Below are 17,841 nucleotides of genomic sequence, written 5' to 3'. Positions count from 1 at the left end.
TTGTGATCCTTACTTGTCACTCGAAAGTAACAAAAGCGGATCAAACTTGGCTCAAGGTTTTCAAACGTTCTCTCAAGGTCCGAAGACCTTGGACGAGTCGCTTGCCTTGATAGTTGGTGATTTATCACCCTCATCGGCAAGCGCCCACATGAATTACCTGATCACATTATTAAAGAGCTATCGAAGGGCGTCGCCCTTCGATGTGGTGCGTATGATACGTTTTTTTTTCGCGAGGTCAACCAGCACCGACACATTTCTTGCCAATGGTCGTTCAGGCAGCCAAGCGGGCCAATAAGTCGGCACGCCGATCGGCGGATACGAACGCGGCATCAATTGCGTTTCGGGTCAATTGCACAAACACATCTTCAGACCAGCCGAAAGCGTCCGCACAAGCCACATGATTGGCGAGCATTCCGCCGCCAAAGTAAGCAGGATCATCAGAGCTGATGGTCACATTCAGGCCCTCATGCAGCAGAGTGGGCAAAGGGTGCTCACGCAAGTCATCGACGACTTTTAGACAGACATTGGATAACGGGCAAACCGTCAGGACGACCTGCTCACGACGAAGACGCTCCACCAAATCCGGATTTTCCAGACAGCGCACGCCATGATCGATACGCTCCACCTCCAGAAGATCGAGAGCCTGGATGATATAGTCCGCCGGCCCCTCTTCGCCTGCGTGCGCTACGCAAACCAGACCAATCTCTTTGGCCCGCGCAAAAAGTGTCTTGAACTCAGATGGCGGATGATCGCGTTCGGCACTGTCCAAACCGATTGCATCGATAAACTTCCAATAGGGTGCAGCTTGCTCGAGGACGTGCAAGGCTTCTTCTGCCGGGCGATCACGTAAAAACGCCATGATCATGCCAACCGAAAAATCCATGGATTCCTCGGCTTCCTGCTTGGCTTTGAGCAGCCCACCCATGACCACTTCCAGCGGAACACCTCTTTGAAGGTGCGCCTGGGGGTCGAAATGCATATCGACATGTACAACTCCCTCTCGACGAGCGCGATGAAAGTAGTCCATCGCCAGGTCGTAAAAGTCTTCCTCGTGACGAAGCACGCCCATGCCCTGAAAATAAAGGTCCAAAAACGCCTGCAAATCATTAAAGTCATACGCATCTTTTGCTTCCTGAGCGGAAGCATACGGCAAGTCAATGTTATTACGCTGGGCCAGCGCGAACATCAACTCGGGCTCAAGCGAACCTTCGATATGAAGATGCAGCTCTACCTTGGGAAGCTGGCGCAAAAAATCGTGCATACAGGGCTCCTGTCTAATTAGCTTCAAGGCCAAGCTTACCTGCATCCAGGTGCCAGTGGTAATCGATATGCGGCAACAAATCAGGCTGGTCGACTTGATGGATAAAATAGATGACTGTTCTGTTGCCAAGCCAACGATCAAGCGAAGCCGCCAAGTGCTGGGCAGTCACCGCATCAACGCTTGCAAAAGGCTCATCAAGGAGCACAATCTGCGGGTCTCGCAACATCAACCGTGCCAATGCAACCCGCCTGGCTTGCCCCCCAGAAAGTTGCTGGCCCTTTTCGCCCACCGCTGTGTCGAGTGCTCTGGGTAAACGTTCAGCCCAATCGGCCAACGCCACGTCAGAAAGCACTTGCCAAAGCCGCTCATCACTTGCAGATGGATCCGCAATGAGCAAATTTTCAGCCAGCGAAGCATCAAATAGATCCACTTGCTGGGTCAGCATTGCCAAATGCGCCGCGCGCTGTGTATCAGCCAACGTTTGGGGCGCTACCCCCAGGACGTTGACGACGCCGCGAGTGGGCACCAGGCGACCCAGGATGAGTGACGCCAATGTCGATTTTCCAGCCCCCGACATGCCTGTCACCACAGCGCGTTTGCCTGCAGGAAGGCGAAAGTCAACGTCGCTCAAGGCCAGGGAAAGCGAACTGGGATAACGCAACGATACGCTTTCAAAAACCACACCATCGTCTAACGACACAGCGGTTGAAGGTGAAAAACTGCGCGACGAATCGCGCGGCTCAAGTTTGTTCAATCGCTCAACAGCGGCATAACTAGCCCCCAATCTAACAAACGCATTGGGTAGAACACTGAACGCTTCATTGATACCCAGCGCCATCAGCACGGCCATCACAACAATAGGACCGTCAACCTGGCCTTGCGCCAACACCTCCCCCGCCAGCCAAAGCACTCCTAATGCCAGCAAACTCGTCACCGCGGCAACAATCGAATTACCAAGCGCCTGCTTATTACCTACTTGCCGCTGATTGTTCAGGACCTGCTGCTCATGAGTATCGACAAAGCCGCGGTGCCAGCGATCACTACGATAGCTGGTCAGCTCTGCGCTGGCCTGAACCTGATCAATCACCAAGTGACGCAAGACCTCCTGATCACCAACATGGTAGTGGCTTTGTCGCCACCCCCAGACGGAAAAGCCCACTGTCGTGACCAGCCAGAGCCCCCCGAGAACGCCCGCCACCAACAAGGCCGCATAAGGCAGCCACAGCGCGATAAACAACACCATGATGGCGCTACCCAGCAGCGCAACAATAGGTGGCATCAAGGCTCGGAGATAGAAATTATCCAGGGTGTCGATATCGGAAGTCAGGCGGGTCAGCCAATCACTCGCCCGCTGACGGCCGAGGGTTGAATCATCAAGGCGGGTTAATTGGCCAAATACACGAAAGCGCAAATCCGCCAACAATGCCAATACGCTATTATGATTATAGACTCGCTCGGCGTACCGCGAGACTGTCCGCAATAGCGCAAAGAAACGGATACCTCCACCCGGCACGTAGACATCCAGTATGGCGGGAATCCCCAACGCCAGCGCAATACCGGTTAGCGCACTGGCGGTGATAAACCAGCCAGACAGCCCCAGTAGTGCAACACCGGCTAAAAGCGTTAGCCCTGCCAGCAAGGCCCCCAACATGAAAGCTCGCCGACGGCGGGTAAGCAATCTCAACCACGGTAAGAATTGGCGATAGATATCCCTCAAACGGGCATCTCCTCGATCTGTCCTTGAGTCATTTTGAAGTGACGATTCGCCGCTTTGATGACCGCAGGATGATGGGTAGCAACGACCAGCGTGCGCCCTTCTTTTATCCAGTCGATCAACGCCGCCACCACGGCCTGCTCTGTTGCCTCGTCGAGCTTTGCTGTCGGTTCATCAAGCAGGACCAGTGGTGCGCCACTCAGGTAAACGCGCGCCAGCGCCAGACGCTGAGCCTGGCCACCCGACAAACCGACGCCGCGCTCGCCAAGCAAGGTATCCAGCCCCTCTGGAAGGCCATTGACCACATCAATCAACCCGGCACGCCTTAACGCTGCTTGCATTGCATCTTCTGATGCCAAGGGGTTCGACAGGCGCAGATTGTCGGCCAGACTCCCCTGCAACAGGCAGGGCTGCTGATCCAGCCACGCGACTTGGTCCGTCGCTGCATGTCGACACTCGCCATGACTGGGCCCGATGAACCCTGCCAATAACGCGAGCAATGTCGACTTGCCACTGCCCGACTCTCCGCTGACAGCGATCACATCACCCTGCGTTAGGGCGAGATCCAAGGGGCCCATCACCACACCACGCCCCGGATAGCTGACCTGAACCCTCTCAAGCTCCACCAGTACATTGTCGGCTCTGGTAATTGAGGGAGAGGCATCGCTCATCACTGGCGGCTCGTTGAGGGTATTGACGATGCTCTCTGCCGCCCCCAATGCAGCCGCTCGATCATGATAATGCATGGATAACGTGCGCAAAGGCTGGAAGAACTCCGGCGCCAGCAGCAACACCGCCAGGCCGGAGAACAGCGTCAATGAAGGAGCGGGGCCATACTCGATATAACCCAGCAGACCAAAGCCGACATACATGGCGACTACCGCGATGGCCACCGACGAAAAGAACTCAAGCACCGCCGAGGATAAAAATGCCAGCTTCAACGTCCGCATGCTCAGGCGTCGATACTGGTCTGAGGCCACCCAGACCGCCTGTTGTGCCGCTGCTGTGTGACCAAAAAGCTGGAGCGTTGTGATACCGCGCACTCGATCTATGAAATGCGCTGACAGTCGGGCGACGGCGGCGAACTGATCACGGTTCATGCGCTCAGCCCCCATCCCCACCAGGGCCATAAACAGCGGAATCAGCGGCGCCGCCAGCAACAGGAACACAGCGGCCAGATAATCCAGCCACATCACCACGGCAAGAATGACGAGCGGTACCCACACGGTGATCCGCAGTTGCGGATGATAGCGCGCAAAATAGCCGTCCAAGGCGTCGATATGCTCTACCGCCTGAGCGGCAATAGCACCACTTTGCTGTGATGTCAGCCAAGCAGGGCCCAAGGCAGTGATTTTATCAAGCAACTGAGCACGGGCCTTGCGCCTGATGCGAAGGCTGGCATCCAGACTCAATCTCTCTGAGGCCCACTGGCACATCGCGCGCAATAATACGGCGACGGCCAGGAGCGCGAAAACAGGCGTCAAATCACTTGGCGACCGGTTTTGAACCACCAGTTGATCGATCAACCAGGCCAGGCCGGTCACGATCAATACGGTGTGGCAGCCTGCCAAGGCACCAAAAAACGCCGCGCCCGCTAGCCGCTTGCGTTCTGATGCAGCAAGCAAGGTTAACCAGTGGCGCGGCGTAAGCTCCTTATGGCGGTGAACTGATGCCATGGACTTAATGGTAGCCCTCTCCGACACGCACCTTGCCGCGGAAGACCCAGTAGGTCCAGGCGGTGTAGGCCAGCACGATGGGGATGACAAACAGAACACCGATCAACAGGAAGAGCTGTGATTCAGGGGCTGAAGATGCATCCCAGATCGTGTAGTTGGGTGGCACAATGACTGGCCACTTGCTGGCAATCAACCCCAGGTAGGTGAAGATAAACAAGCCTAGCGAGGCGACAAATGGCAAGCCTTCTTGCTGACGCTTCACGGCACGGAAAAGCACATAAGCACAGACCATCGCAAGGATGGGGAACACCCAGATCAAATGAATCTGGCTGAGCCAGCGGTCGCGCACCTCAGGGCTCACCAACGGTGTCCATAGACTGACAATACCAAACACCACCAGCACCGCCAGCAACAGCTTCGGGGTTATCCGGTAGGCCCACTGCTGAACATAACCTTCCGACTTCAGAATCAGCCAGGTCGAGCCCAGCAACGCATAGCCTGCCATCAAGCCCAGGCCGGTCAGTACGCTAAACGGTGTCAGCCAATCGAGCGCACCGCCCACATATACAAAATCCTCTACCGCAAAGCCCTGTATATAAGCGCCTACGACAGCACCTTGAGCAAAAGCAGCGACAGCGGATCCTCCACAAAATGCGCGGTTCCACCAATGGCGATTTTTCTTCGACTTGAAGCGAAACTCAAATGAGATACCCCGGAAGATCAACCCCGCCAGCATCAAAAACACGCCAATATAAAGTGCCGGCAGGAACACCGAGTAAACCAGCGGGAAAGCGCCTAAAAGCCCAGCCCCTCCTAATACTAGCCAGGTTTCGTTGCCGTCCCACACCGGCGCGACTGAGTTCATCATCACATCACGCGACTCTTCATCCGGTGCAAAGGGGTAAAGTATCCCCAGTCCCAGATCGAAGCCGTCCATAATGACGTACATGATAACGCCGAAGCCAATAATGCCGGCCCAGATTATTGCAAGGTCAAGGCTGATCATTTGACTGCTCCCTCATAATCACTATCGAAAGGCGTGTGAGCCGCAGAGAAAGGACGTTTGGCTCGCTCGACTTCGCCGGTTACTTCCATGGAATCCGCCAGCATGCCGTTACGCACGACACGAGTAAGATAGTAAATACCTACCCAAAACACGACGGCATACACAGCGACGTAGCCCAGCAGCGTAAACAGCGCCATACCGCCTGTCAGCGAAGGGGTTAACCCTTCAGCATGGGTCATGACACCGTAGACCAGCCATGGCGCGCGCCCCGACTCGGTGACCACCCAGCCGGCCAGCACTGCCAGGAAAGGGGAAATAATCATACCTACCAGTGTTTTAAGATAGAGCGGCGACTGGAAGAAACGTCCTCCACGGCGTAAAAACAAGCCAACCGTCGCGACGGCTATCATCAAAAGTCCAATCCCCACCATCACACGAAACGACCAGAAGACAAGCGCCACAGGGGGCTGTTCATCAGGCGCCATTTCGTTGATACCCGGGACTACGCCGTCCGCACTATGGGTCAGAATGAGGCTGGCCAGGCTGGGAACACCGATTTCAAAGCGGTTTTCCTGAGCTTCCTGATCGGGCAAGGCGAACAGCAAAAGTGGCACGTTGGACTGGGTTTCCCAATTACCTTCCATTGCCGCCACTTTGGTTGGCTGATGTTCTAACGTGTTGAGGCCGTGGAAATCACCGACAACAGCCTGCGCCGGCGCCAGGAAAAGCAACAGCCACAGGCACATTGAAAGGGCTTTTTTATTGGCTTCAACATCACGGTGACGCAGGAGGAACCAGGCGCTGACACCTGCGACCACAAAACCACCGGTCAGGAACGACGCCATGCCCATATGCACAAAGCGATACCAGAAGGAGGGGTTGAAAATTGCCGCCATCCAGGAAGTGATATGGAAGCGACCATCCACCATTTCATAGCCCGCAGGTGTTTGCATCCAGCTATTGGCAGAGAGGATCCAGAACGAGGAAATAAAGGTTCCCACCGCCACCATGATCGCGGCAAAAAGGTGCACCCCTTCTGGCACTTTTCCACGCCCGAAGAGCAATACACCCAGAAACGCCGCCTCAAGGAAGAAAGCGGTGACCACTTCGTAACTGAGTACAGGCCCAAGGAAATTTGACGTGGCAAAAGAAAAGTTGCTCCAGTTCGTACCGAACTGAAACGACATCACAATGCCTGTCACCACCCCCATGCCAAACACAACGGCAAACATCTTGGTCCAGAATTGTGCCAGGCGATCCCAGGCATCGTTTTCCGTTTTATAGAATATCCCGTGCAGCACGGCAATGTAGGACGCCAGCCCAATCGTGAAGACAGGGAAGATAGCGTGAAAACACACAACAAATGCGAACTGGAGTCTCGATAGCAATAGCGGATCAAGTTCCATAACTCCCTCCTAAGGCCCCATAGAACCTTCGTTTCAAAGGTTTAAAACAAGCTTAGGTGAGCCCCTTTGGATCACGCTCTTCTTTTTATAGTCACTAAGCTTATTTGATCAACAACCCCTTGAGTTTACAGCTTAGAAGGTATGGATGCGGCATGCGTTTTGGGTTTTCACCGTGTCGCGTTGACGCAGGTCAATTTTTAAGTCGCAACCAATAGCGACTGTTGTGACAAGCGACTCAGGCCAACACCACCACACTCACCAGATAGCCTGTATAGGCGATAAAAAGCGCCAATAAACCACCGCCCTCAAAACGGTTGATACGCCGTGGGCGCCCTTTCCAGGAGAACGCGAACAACATCATCAGCACCGTCATCACCAGCATGACAATCCAGTCACGCTGAAGCACCTCCTGGCCGGTTTCAATCGGTGTAATGACGCCTGCCAACCCCACCACGGCGAGGCTGTTGAACAGGTTCGACCCCACGACATTGCCGAGCACCATATCGTGTTCATTACGTCGCAGTGCGGTAATCGATGAGGCCAGCTCAGGTAATGAGGTACCAATCGCCACAACGGTCAAGCCAATGATCAGGTCACTGACGCCAAACGCGACAGCGATCTCGACAGCCCCCCAGACCAAAAGACGTGAACTGGCAATCAACAGCACCAGACCAACCAGGGTCCACATAATGGCTTTACCGCGCGACATGGGCTTGCTATCCAGCGTTTCCGCCACTTCCGAGACAAGTGCATCGTCCTGCTGGCCTTTAGAACGCACAACGCTGATAACGATAAATACCACCAATGCCAGCAATAAACAGACCGCCTCCCAGCGGGCTACCCAACCATCCAATAGCATCAGCCCGGTTACCAGCATCACTACCAGTAACAACGGTATCTCTTTGCGAATGACGCTCGAGTGCACGGCCAATGGGGCCAGTAAAGCAACAAACCCCAGCACCAGACCAATATTGGCGATGTTGGAACCGTAGGCATTACCCACCGCCAACCCCGGATTACCTTGCATTGCTGCCAGTACCGATACCATCATCTCGGGAGCCGATGTACCAAAACCGATGACCAGCATGCCAATCAACAAGGGGGAAAGCCCCAGCCACCGGGACGTCGCCGCGGCGCCATCAATAAATTTTTCAGCGCTCCAGATAAGCAGTATCAAGCCAACGACAACGGCGATAAGAGCAAGTAACATAAGGTTCCTTTGGATGGCGTTTTCATGGGGTGTCGATGATCTGAGCCTTGAATGGCCAGACATGACCGTATAAGCGGCAAATGAGCGTGGCGATCATTATTCATTCATCGCTCAAGGTCAACGACAACCTATTCACGATTCGATGAATTTTACCCAACATTTGACAGACTTATAAACGAGAGCGTATTGCTTTGCCTACTCACGCTAGCGAGATCACCATTTGTCCCAGAACTGGCTACCTAAACACCCCAATTTGAAGGTCAATGCACCGCTTGTTGACCAACAACCGCCGGAGACCCGCACCCAGAGGCGGCGCCTGCGCGCCTGTCACGAATGTGACTGGATAGCAGCGTTACCCCCCCTTAAATCCGGTGAAAAAGCCTGCTGCCCACGTTGCTCGCATGTCCTGGTCAAGCGTAACCGGTACCCCGCCCAGCGCAGCATGGCACTCGCGATGGCCTCGCTTATTGCGCTTTTATTGGCCGTCTCCTACCCGTTCGTGAGTTTCAGCTACAGCGGGGTGAGCAACCGTATCGAACTTGCCGAAACGGCAACCACCCTGATTGCCTTTCATCAACCTCTGGTGGCTATCGGCGTTATCATGACCATCGTGGTATTACCTGCTGTGTATTTGATAGGTACCCTGTGGCTGCAATACGGTTTGTTACGCAACGCCCCGTTGCCCTTTAGTCGCTCGACGGCTCGTTCATTGAGCCATTTAACGCCCTGGATGATGGCCGACGTGTTTATCGTGGGCGCTCTGGTTAGCTTGATCAAGGTTGCAGGGCTTGCTGATATTGAACTGGGCCTGTCGTTTTGGGCGTTTTGCGTCTTTGCATTTCTTCTACTGATGACGGTGCAATCGATTGATGCGGACTGGATGTGGTTTGCTCTGGAAGGCGAGCCACTCGCCCCGGAGGGCACACTAACAGGGGCATCAGCCGCGTCCCAGCAGCTTACCAGTTGCCCCACCTGCGGGCTCATCAATCGGCTGGCGCCAAACGGTAAGCATTATTGCGTGCGCTGTCATGAGCGGCTGCACCCTCGCTTTCCGCATAGCGTCCAGCGCACTTGGGCATTACTCGCGGCTGCTGCGATCATGTACATTCCTGCCAATGTATTTCCCATCATGACCACGACCAGTCTGGGCAATAGCTCGCCTTCGACGATCGTGGGCGGCATTGTCGAGTTGATTCAGGGCGGCTCCTGGCCAATAGCAGGCGTCATTTTTGTGGCCAGCATTATTGTTCCCGTCGGCAAACTGTTCGCACTGGCCTGGCTATGCAGCGTGGCTAACCGTAGCGATGCTTTCAATGCGCAAACGCGCACAACGCTTTACCGGATCACTGAGTTTATCGGTCGATGGTCGATGGTCGATGTGTTTGTCGTCGCCATTCTCGTAGCGCTAATCCGCGCTGATTCGTTAATGACGATCAATCCAGGGCCGGCAGCGCTCGCCTTTGGAGCCGTGGTCGTGCTGACCATGCTGGCCGCCATGACCTTTGACCCACGTTTGCTATGGGATACCCCCATAACGAAATATACAGGACAAGGCGACGCCCGTAAGGAAGTGATTAATGGCTAACGAAAACGACATGCCCTCCAACGAACCACAGGGCGAGGCGGCAATGCATCGTGCCAAACCCAGCCCCCAGACACGGCTTTCACCCATCTGGATTGTACCGATTGTCGCCCTGGTCATTGGCTTATGGCTGGTATACGACAACTATTCCTCCCGGGGCACCATGATCACCTTGACGATGCCAAACGCCGAGGGGATCGAAGCCGGCAATACGCTGATACGCAGTCGCAACGTTGAAATCGGCCGCGTACAAAGCGTTCAGCTATCCGACGATCTTTCCCGAGCCGTTTTACGCGCCCGCATCCAACCTGAAGCAGAAGCCATGCTGCGCGAAGATAGCCGGTTCTGGGTCGTGAAACCGCGTATCGGCCGTGAAGGCATCAGTGGGTTGAGTACTGTCCTGTCGGGTGCCTACATTCAACTTCAGCCAGGCTCTTCAACTGAGCCCCAACGCGAGTTTGAAGTCATGGAAACGCCGCCTGTCGCCCCTGCTGGCGTCGCAGGTTTGCAAGTCAGCCTCATCAGCCAACTGGGTAATTCATTGCGCGTGGGCGATCCGGTATCCTATCAGGGCTTCACTGTCGGCCGTATTGAGGAAACACGCTTTGATGCTGAGTCACGTACCATGCATCATCAGGTATTTATTGAAGAGCCGTATGATCAGCTCGTTACAGAAAGTACGCGCTTCTGGAGTGCCAGCGGCATTGATTTTCGACTCGATGCCGACGGCGTTCGTGTCAACGTTGACTCCATCGAAACATTGCTGGGCGGGGGCGTCACCTTTGGCGTCCCTGAAGACCTGCCGATGGGACAGCCCGTAGACAACAATACCCGCTTCGAGCTTTACACCGATGAAGATAGTGCTCGCCAGGGTACCTTTAACCGTTATCTGGAATACGTACTCCTTGTCGACGATACTGTTCGCGGACTTTCCAAGGGGGCACCTGTGGAGTTTCGGGGCGTTCGGCTTGGCACCGTTGCCGCCGTACCCTGGAATTTCACAGCTCCTCAGCCGGATTCACGGGAACAGTTTGCCATCCCGTTGCTGATTCGCATCGAGCCCCAGCGACTCGGCATCGAGAATGCCGACGTGGATCTTGATGAGTGGGATGCTCGCTTCAAGCGAATGTTCACCCTAGGCTTACGCGCCTCCCTCAAAAGTGGAAACCTGCTGACAGGGGCAATGTTTGTCGATTTGAACTTCCGCGAGGAACTGGCCGCTCACTATGTGCCGGAATCTTTCTCAGGGCACACAGTATTCCCCACGACCTCAGGTGGCTTTGCGCAAATTCAGGCGCAGGTGACCGACTTACTGGAAAAGCTGAATGGCTTGGAAATCGAGCCGTTATTAACGGGGCTTGATCAAAATCTACAAGCATCTGAATCTGTACTTGAGGAAGTTCGCGGCGTTAGCGCATCCTTGAATCAGCTACTTAACGACCCTGACACCCAGTCTATCGGCACTAACGTAAACCGTACGCTCGAAGAGCTGCAGAACACGCTGGAAGGCTTGTCTCCGGAATCGGCCGCCTACCAGGAGCTGATGTCAACGGTCGAACGGCTCGACCGCGTCATTCGCGATGTCCAGCCGCTGACTCGTACACTAAGCGAGAACCCACGCGCACTGCTGTTCGAGAGTGTCGAAACCGAAGACCCGATACCTCGCGCACCACGCGAGTAAGGATACACAATGCGACATTCATTCGGAAAACTGGTGGTGATGTTATTGGTGCCGTTGCTGCTGAGTGCCTGCGCCAGCCAATCAACGCCTTCCACCCGCTACATATTGCCGGGCGGGCAACTAGCGAGCCCGCCAGCCTCCCCCGACGGCACGCTTCAGGTGACATCGCCTCGTCTCCCGCACTATCTGGATGTCGAGGGTATTGTCATGCAAACCGATGATATTACCCTGCGGGAAGCAAACACCCATCAGTGGGCAGAAGCCATTGGCCGTCAACTGGAACACGGAATGCGAGCCCGTCTCTCAAAGGCGCTGCCCACATGGCGGGTAGTGCGCGACGCCGCTAGCGACGACCAGGCAATCACGCTACGCTTGGAAGTAGACCAGTTCCAGGGGCGCCAGGATGGTCGCGCCATCGCCAGTGGTCAGTGGCAACTGCTCAATCAGCAGGGCGATGTGTTGGCAATGGAAACCTTCGATGCCGACACCCCGCTCGAAGAAGACGGCTACCCCGCTCTTGTACGTGCCTTGGGTAAAAGCTGGGACAAAGTCAGCGAGCAGATTGCCCAGGCAACGTTGGATGTACGACCCAGTGATTAAACGGAGTTACACGGCAATGACGGACACAGCCCAGTACGCAGAAAGTGCCCTCGAGGCCGTTCACAGACTCAATCATACAGCCGAAAAGCTCCTCCACGAGCCTGCCAGCGAGGCATTGCTGATTAGCGCCATGACACTTTATACAAGCGTACGGCAAACACTGACCGCTGCCACCCCCTCTGGTGCTACCCTGGCCGCTCTGGCTCGAACAGAACAATTTATTGCCGCCTCAGCTGATGCGTATTATCGTCAGCTACCCACCGACGCCGACACATCACTCAAGCTCGCGGAGCGGGCGGCGTTATTTGGTAACCGCTTGATGGCGTTGGACGGTATTGGCCCTGCGACGACCAACCAGCTGTTTGCGCGTGGCATATTCACTCCCGAACAGCTATTCGCCCTCCCTTTTCATACTCTTGAAACGCTTGACCTGCCACCTGCATCACTTGCTCGTGTCACATCGCTGCACAATGCGTATCAAGCCAAGATACCAGACTGAATGTTTCTGGCATGATATAGTGATTACTTAATTGATCGTTCGTTATGAGTGAATCTTGTCACCGGCCATGAATGCGCTTCCTGGTATGTCGCTAAAAGACGCCAATCGTCAATTCATAAGTGACCGGCCCTTGTTATCTTCAATTCATTACGGTTATTCATTTCCAATCATTCAACAGTGCGTTGTTCAACGATGCCATGCGCATGCGTAAACAGCCGCTGGGAGAACGCATGAACTTTTCTGATCTCGGCCTCGACGCCGACCTGCTGCGCGCTGTCACCGACCAGGGATATCGCGAGCCGACCCCCATTCAACGTCAAGCGATTCCCGTCGTGTTACAAGGCCGCGATTTGCTCGCCAGTGCTCAAACGGGAACGGGTAAAACCGCCGGTTTTACACTCCCCATGCTACAGCGTTTATCGGCAGGCAAACCCGCCACCAAACGCCAGGTGCGTGCGCTGGTGTTAACCCCAACCCGCGAACTGGCCGCCCAGGTAGGTGAGAGTGTTACCACGTACGGACAACATCTCTCTCTGCGTTCGCATATTATTTTTGGCGGTGTCGGCCAGCAGCCCCAGGTCGACGCATTGAAACGCGGCCTGGATATCCTGGTGGCGACGCCGGGGCGTTTGCTCGACTTGCAACAGCAGGGACATGTTGACCTTTCCAGCGTTGAAATTGTCGTTCTGGATGAAGCCGACCGCATGCTCGACATGGGGTTTATCCACGACATTAAACGCCTTTTGAAACTGGTCCCGAGCAAGCGTCAGAATCTACTGTTTTCCGCCACTTTTTCGAACGAAATTCAAACCCTGGCGCAACAGTTTTTGAACGACCCTGCGTTTATCGATGTCGCCCCGCGCAATACCACGGCAGACAAAATCGCCCAGTCGGTATACCAGGTGGATCGTGAGAAAAAACGCGAGCTGCTGGCGCACCTCATCAAGCAACACCAATGGTATCAAGTGCTGGTTTTCACGCGCACCAAGCACGGCGCCAACCGCCTGGCAGAACAGTTATCCAAGCAGGATATCCCCGCCATGGCCATTCATGGCAACAAGAGCCAGGGGGCTCGAACACGTGCGCTCGGGGCGTTCAAAAGCGGTGACCTGCAGGTATTGGTTGCCACTGATATTGCCGCACGCGGTCTGGATATCAACGAGCTTCCCCATGTAGTCAACTTTGAACTACCCAATGTGGCGGAAGATTATGTGCACCGTATCGGGCGCACTGGCCGGGCTGGCAGTGATGGCGAGGCGATTTCACTGGTCTGCGTCGATGAGCATGCGCTGTTACGCGGTATTGAACGGCTGATAAAACAGACCCTGACCAAACACATCGAGCCCGGCTATGAACCGGACCCGAATGCCACCCCACAGCCTATCGAAAATGGCCGTCGGCAACCGCGCAATGCGCGCAGTCAACGCAAACCCAGCCAACATAGTGACCGCGATGCAGCGCCCAAGCGGCGTGCTCGCCGCTAGTCAGGCTTATCTGAACATGTGATGGTAGCGTTACTACCAGGCTATTCATCAAGCACCTGTTTTCACGGAGTGATCATGGCGTCGTCCCAACTCATTGAACAATACCGTCAGTGGCAAACATTTCAGCGGCAAGACCAATTAAGCCGAGAGCATTTAGGCGTAGTGCAACGCCTGGAAGATGCCAGAGCGTCGTCGACACAAGTCGTCGAAGCGTATCGCAGCATGGCGGAAAAAGCCTCAAAGGAAGGCGCCTGCTACCGCACCCTGTTTTTACGCAAGCGGAATGATCAACATGCACTGCCCTGCGAAGGCTGGCTGTTCGTTCGCCGGGTGCTCAGCGAAGGCAACAGCACGCGGGTAAGAGTCACGCTTGTCGAAACCTTTACGCTTGAAGATGGCACCCTGGCACCCGGCGATAAACCAGCCCGCAAGTTGACCCTGGAAATTTTCGAACAGGTGCAGGTAGATAAAGGCATGCGTACCAGTGTAAGAGTCGATTGCCTGGATACGCCCGAGGATTACCACTTCATCACGCTACTGGATGCCGTCCGCGGAGACTTACGCCCCTATCTGAAATAAGACGTATTTATGAGGGCACGCCACTCCGTATTTATTGCACTCATGGTCATCGTAGGGCTTAACCTTCGCCCTGCGATGTCATCGGTCGCGCCATTACTCAACCGGCTGCAGGAGGTCGCTGGACTATCGGCTGCCTCGGCGGGCGTACTGACCACGCTGCCTGTACTTTTTCTGGGGCTTGCCGCACCGCTCGCCCCGATACTTGCCCAGCGTATCGGAAGCGAGCGAGCCTTGAGTACTGCCCTGGGCCTCCTTATGACGGGCCTGATAATACGTGGTTTGCCCTTCCCCGGTGTTCTTTTTCTGGGATCAGCGCTTGCCGGTGCGGCCATAGGGCTGGCGGGCACCCTGCTTCCCGCATTGGTCAAACGCCAGTTGCCCCAAAGTGCTGATCTCCTCACCGGCCTCTATACCATGGCGCTGTGCCTGGGCGGTGCACTCGGCGCAGGGTTAAGCGTGCCTCTAACCCACTATCTTGGCAGTTGGCAAGCCAGTTTGATGAGCTGGGCGCTACTTGCCCTGGCAGCGCTGGTTTTATGGGTCATTTACATGCCCAGAACGCCAACCACCTCCTCACTTGCCTCACTCCCGCAAGCCGGTGCACTCAAGCTTCTCGGTCAACCGCTCACCTGGTTCGTCATGCTCTTCATGGGCATTCAGTCATCGATGGCCTACATCGTCTTTGGATGGCTGCCTACACTGTTAGTATATCGAGGATATGATGAAGCCTCCGCCGGGTGGACCATGGCCATTTCCATTCTTTGCCAGCTTGCCTCAGCACTCAGTGCCCCTTGGCTTGCACGCCTGGGACGTGATCAGCGCCCGGCATTGCTCAGCGTCTTGCTGTGCACCGCCTCCGGACTATCGATGTTGCTGATTGCCCCATTATCGTGGCAATGGCCCGGCGCCGTGCTTCTCGGTTTGGGCCAGGGAGGAAGCTTCAGCCTGGCACTCAGCCTGCTGGTATTGCGCACGGCAAATGCCCAACTCTCCGGCCAGCTGTCCGGGCTGGTACAAGGCGGCGGCTATACCATCGCCGCACTTGGCCCATTCGGGGTGGGCTTATTGCTGCAACACGGTGCCAGCGTTGCCCAAATCGCCTGGTTGCTGATTGCTCTGCTACTAGTGTGCAGCGGCTTTGCGATGCTTGCCGGGCGCCAACGCTGCCTCGACGATAGCTCCGGGCAGCTTGTCGTACACAAAGGTCGCTTACATAAGGAGACACCCTGATGGCCCACCCTTGCCTGCTGATTATTTATACTGGCGGCACTCTCGGCATGTGCTCAGGCGACCAAGGGTTAACCCCGTCGGGCAATATTGAAGCACGGCTGGCAACAGCGTTTCGCCAACTGCCCCTTCTTCAGCAGCAGGCCTTGCCAAGTTTTGAGGTGTTAAGTTATCCGCAGTTGATCGACTCGAGCTCCGCCACGCCTAAAAACTGGTCACAGCTTGCCCATGATATCGCCGAGCGTCAGAGAGATTATCAGGGATTTGTGGTCATTCACGGCACCGATACACTAAGTTGGACAGCAGCCAGTCTCGCCTATCAATTGCAAGGGATCGACCGACCGGTCATTCTCACCGGCTCCATGCAACCGCTTGAAGCGCCCGGCAGCGATGCCCTAGAAAACTTATATTGGGCGCTACGCTGTGCTGAACAACCTCACGTGAAAGAAGTGGCGATTTACTTCCACGGAAAGCTACTTCGCGGAGTTCGCGCCACCAAGCAACACAGTGAAGCCGTGGATGCGTTTACCAGCCCCAACTATCCGCTACTCGGCGAGCGTATAGGAGACCATGTTGTCCATTACCCCGGCCGTGGTTTGGCTGATCAGCAACGTGGCGCCCCGCGGTTCGAGCTGCCCGATTACACCTCGGTAAGCAATGGTGCCATTGTTCGATTAGTACTCTGGCCGGGCATCACCGCCTGGCAGCTCGCGTCCTGGTTGGGCGATCCGCGCGTTAAAGGAGGCATCCTTCAGCTCTGGGGTGCAGGCAATCTGCCCGATGACCCATCACTTCTAGCCACCCTTGCCAAGGCTACCGGCGAAGGCAAAATGCTCGTCGCCATCAGTCAGTGCCCTCAAGGCAGTGTGCAGCTGGGAGCGTACGCTGCCGGCAAAGGGCTTCTCGACGCTGGCGTGTTATCCGGCGACGACATGACGCCTGAAGCCGTTTTTGGCAAGCTTGTGCATTTGCTAGCCCAGCCGATACCGGAAGAGGATCGGCGTCATCGCTTCCTGAGCTCTCTGGTTGGCGAACGTTAACCAGAGAGCGTTAAATATGCGCCTGGCAATCACTGCGTTTAACGCTAGAGTGAAAGTGAAACCACACCCAGCGATTAACAGGAATAACGTTTATGGAAAAGCCGGTTCATTATTTTAGCGAGCTGTTCGAACAGTTGGGCCTTGCATCGGATGCGGCCTCGATTGAGCGATTTATTCAACGCCACGCGCCCCTTCCCGATACAATGCCGCTGGCCGACGCGCCCTGCTGGAATGAAGGGCAGGCAGAGTTCCTCAAGGAAGCCGTCGAGGAAGATGCCGATTGGGCGGAAGTCGTCGACCATCTCGATGCCTCCATGCACAAACCAGCGTAAATCAGCCTGTCAATGCAGGGCATCCCTGAGCGTCCTGCATAGCACCGGCAAATGGCGCTACTCAATCCCTATGACACTCATGCCTGCAAACGCGCTTCTACCCGCTCGAGAATTTGCCGACTCACTTTGCCCACCAGTGGCGTTGCCGCCTTGTTCACGGCTTTTGCCATGAAACGGTTACCTATTTCATAGCTCAACGTCAGCGCCACTTCTGTGCCTTCCGGCACCTCACGCAAATGATAGCGTCCCTGGTTTTTGACCCCATTGACCGACTCCCAGGCGAGCACATCCGGCGATTTAACCTCGGTAATCACTACGTCAAATGTCCAGTCCATGCTGAGTGCGCGAACATGCCACCGATAGCGTTCGTCGCCAAGCGGTTCGATATCGCTGATCAGGTCCGAATAATCGGCAAAGTCCTCAACGCGCCTTAACAGCGCGAATACCCGTTCGGGCGCTGCCCTGACGATGGCGCTGTGTTCGATAGTGGCCATATAAAACCCCTTGAATGAAGCCCCTAGCGTAGCACTTTCAGCCCATGTTG

Annotated in this window: 17 protein-coding genes; 10 read left to right on the top strand and 7 right to left on the bottom strand. The window is 55.4% G+C overall.

The annotated features are described in order from the left end of the window. Positions 1–295: hypothetical protein (locus R3F64_RS12140; RefSeq protein WP_332611670.1), on the top strand; the 295-nt coding region annotated here is incomplete at its 5' end. On the opposite strand, the gene R3F64_RS12135 is transcribed toward R3F64_RS12140, so the two are convergent. From R3F64_RS12135 to R3F64_RS12110, 6 genes are all read right to left on the bottom strand, one after another. Further along, positions 272–1,261 (bottom strand): adenosine deaminase, encoded by a 990-nt coding sequence (locus R3F64_RS12135; RefSeq protein ID WP_268902136.1) that lies wholly within the window; start codon positions 1,259–1,261, stop codon positions 272–274. The two genes, R3F64_RS12140 and R3F64_RS12135, sit on opposite strands and share 24 nt — an antisense overlap. A gap of 13 nt (positions 1,262–1,274) precedes the next feature. After that, on the bottom strand, positions 1,275–2,939 hold the full coding sequence (gene cydC, locus R3F64_RS12130) for a thiol reductant ABC exporter subunit CydC (protein WP_332611672.1): 1,665 nt from the start codon (positions 2,937–2,939) through the stop codon (positions 1,275–1,277). 35 nt (positions 2,940–2,974) lie between these two features. Further along, complete coding sequence (gene cydD / locus R3F64_RS12125) at positions 2,975–4,651, bottom strand: thiol reductant ABC exporter subunit CydD (RefSeq protein ID WP_085919379.1); 1,677 nt, start codon at positions 4,649–4,651, stop codon at positions 2,975–2,977. A gap of 4 nt (positions 4,652–4,655) precedes the next feature. Continuing rightward, a complete protein-coding gene (gene cydB / locus R3F64_RS12120; RefSeq protein WP_085919378.1) occupies positions 4,656–5,657 on the bottom strand; it encodes a cytochrome d ubiquinol oxidase subunit II in 1,002 nt (333 codons plus the stop codon). Beyond that, positions 5,654–7,063, bottom strand: a complete 1,410-nt coding sequence (locus R3F64_RS12115) for a cytochrome ubiquinol oxidase subunit I (RefSeq protein WP_085919377.1) — start codon at positions 7,061–7,063, stop codon at positions 5,654–5,656. The genes cydB and R3F64_RS12115 overlap by 4 nt, the downstream gene beginning before the upstream one ends. Before the next feature lie 235 nt (positions 7,064–7,298). Then, positions 7,299–8,273: a calcium/sodium antiporter gene (locus R3F64_RS12110; protein ID WP_085919376.1), complete on the bottom strand. Its 975-nt coding sequence runs from the start codon at positions 8,271–8,273 to the stop codon at positions 7,299–7,301. A 220-nt stretch (positions 8,274–8,493) separates the two neighbouring features. Between R3F64_RS12110 and R3F64_RS12105 the strand changes: the two genes are divergently transcribed. The 9 genes from R3F64_RS12105 to R3F64_RS12065 all read left to right on the top strand — a co-directional run bounded on the left by R3F64_RS12105 (position 8,494) and on the right by R3F64_RS12065 (position 17,297). Further along, positions 8,494–9,858 carry a paraquat-inducible protein A gene (locus R3F64_RS12105; RefSeq protein WP_332611665.1) on the top strand — a complete coding sequence of 455 codons (1,365 nt, stop codon included), beginning with the start codon at positions 8,494–8,496 and terminating at the stop codon, positions 9,856–9,858. Continuing rightward, positions 9,851–11,536: an intermembrane transport protein PqiB gene (pqiB, locus tag R3F64_RS12100; protein ID WP_085919374.1), complete on the top strand. Its 1,686-nt coding sequence runs from the start codon at positions 9,851–9,853 to the stop codon at positions 11,534–11,536. The genes R3F64_RS12105 and pqiB overlap by 8 nt, the downstream gene beginning before the upstream one ends. A 9-nt stretch (positions 11,537–11,545) precedes the next feature. Beyond that, positions 11,546–12,136, top strand: a complete 591-nt coding sequence (locus R3F64_RS12095) for a PqiC family protein (protein WP_085919373.1) — start codon at positions 11,546–11,548, stop codon at positions 12,134–12,136. 16 nt (positions 12,137–12,152) lie between these two features. Continuing rightward, entirely contained in the window at positions 12,153–12,635 is a 483-nt protein-coding gene (locus R3F64_RS12090) for a hypothetical protein (protein WP_085919372.1), read from the top strand. A 230-nt stretch (positions 12,636–12,865) separates the two neighbouring features. Next, positions 12,866–14,119 (top strand): DEAD/DEAH box helicase, encoded by a 1,254-nt coding sequence (locus R3F64_RS12085; RefSeq protein ID WP_085919388.1) that lies wholly within the window; start codon positions 12,866–12,868, stop codon positions 14,117–14,119. A gap of 75 nt (positions 14,120–14,194) precedes the next feature. Next, positions 14,195–14,698, top strand: a complete 504-nt coding sequence (locus R3F64_RS12080) for a hypothetical protein (RefSeq protein WP_199285266.1) — start codon at positions 14,195–14,197, stop codon at positions 14,696–14,698. 9 nt (positions 14,699–14,707) lie between these two features. Beyond that, a complete protein-coding gene (locus tag R3F64_RS12075) occupies positions 14,708–15,928 on the top strand; it encodes an MFS transporter (RefSeq protein WP_085919370.1) in 1,221 nt (406 codons plus the stop codon). Continuing rightward, positions 15,928–16,965, top strand: coding sequence for an asparaginase (locus R3F64_RS12070; RefSeq protein ID WP_085919369.1), 1,038 nt, complete (start codon positions 15,928–15,930; stop codon positions 16,963–16,965). Before R3F64_RS12075 ends, R3F64_RS12070 begins: the two co-directional genes overlap by 1 nt. 92 nt (positions 16,966–17,057) lie before the next feature. Further along, positions 17,058–17,297, top strand: coding sequence for a DUF2789 domain-containing protein (locus R3F64_RS12065; RefSeq protein WP_085919368.1), 240 nt, complete (start codon positions 17,058–17,060; stop codon positions 17,295–17,297). A gap of 77 nt (positions 17,298–17,374) precedes the next feature. Here the strand turns inward: R3F64_RS12065 and R3F64_RS12060 are convergent, their stop codons facing one another. Next, positions 17,375–17,791, bottom strand: a complete 417-nt coding sequence (locus R3F64_RS12060; RefSeq protein ID WP_085919367.1) for an SRPBCC family protein — start codon at positions 17,789–17,791, stop codon at positions 17,375–17,377. Positions 17,792–17,841 lie beyond the last annotated feature (50 nt).

It is taken from the genome of Halomonas sp. 5021 (assembly GCF_036663435.1).
GTDB lineage: Bacteria > Pseudomonadota > Gammaproteobacteria > Pseudomonadales > Halomonadaceae > Vreelandella > Vreelandella janggokensis.
Note: the sequence above shows the minus strand (reverse complement) of the source record. Positions and strands in the feature narration are given on the sequence as shown.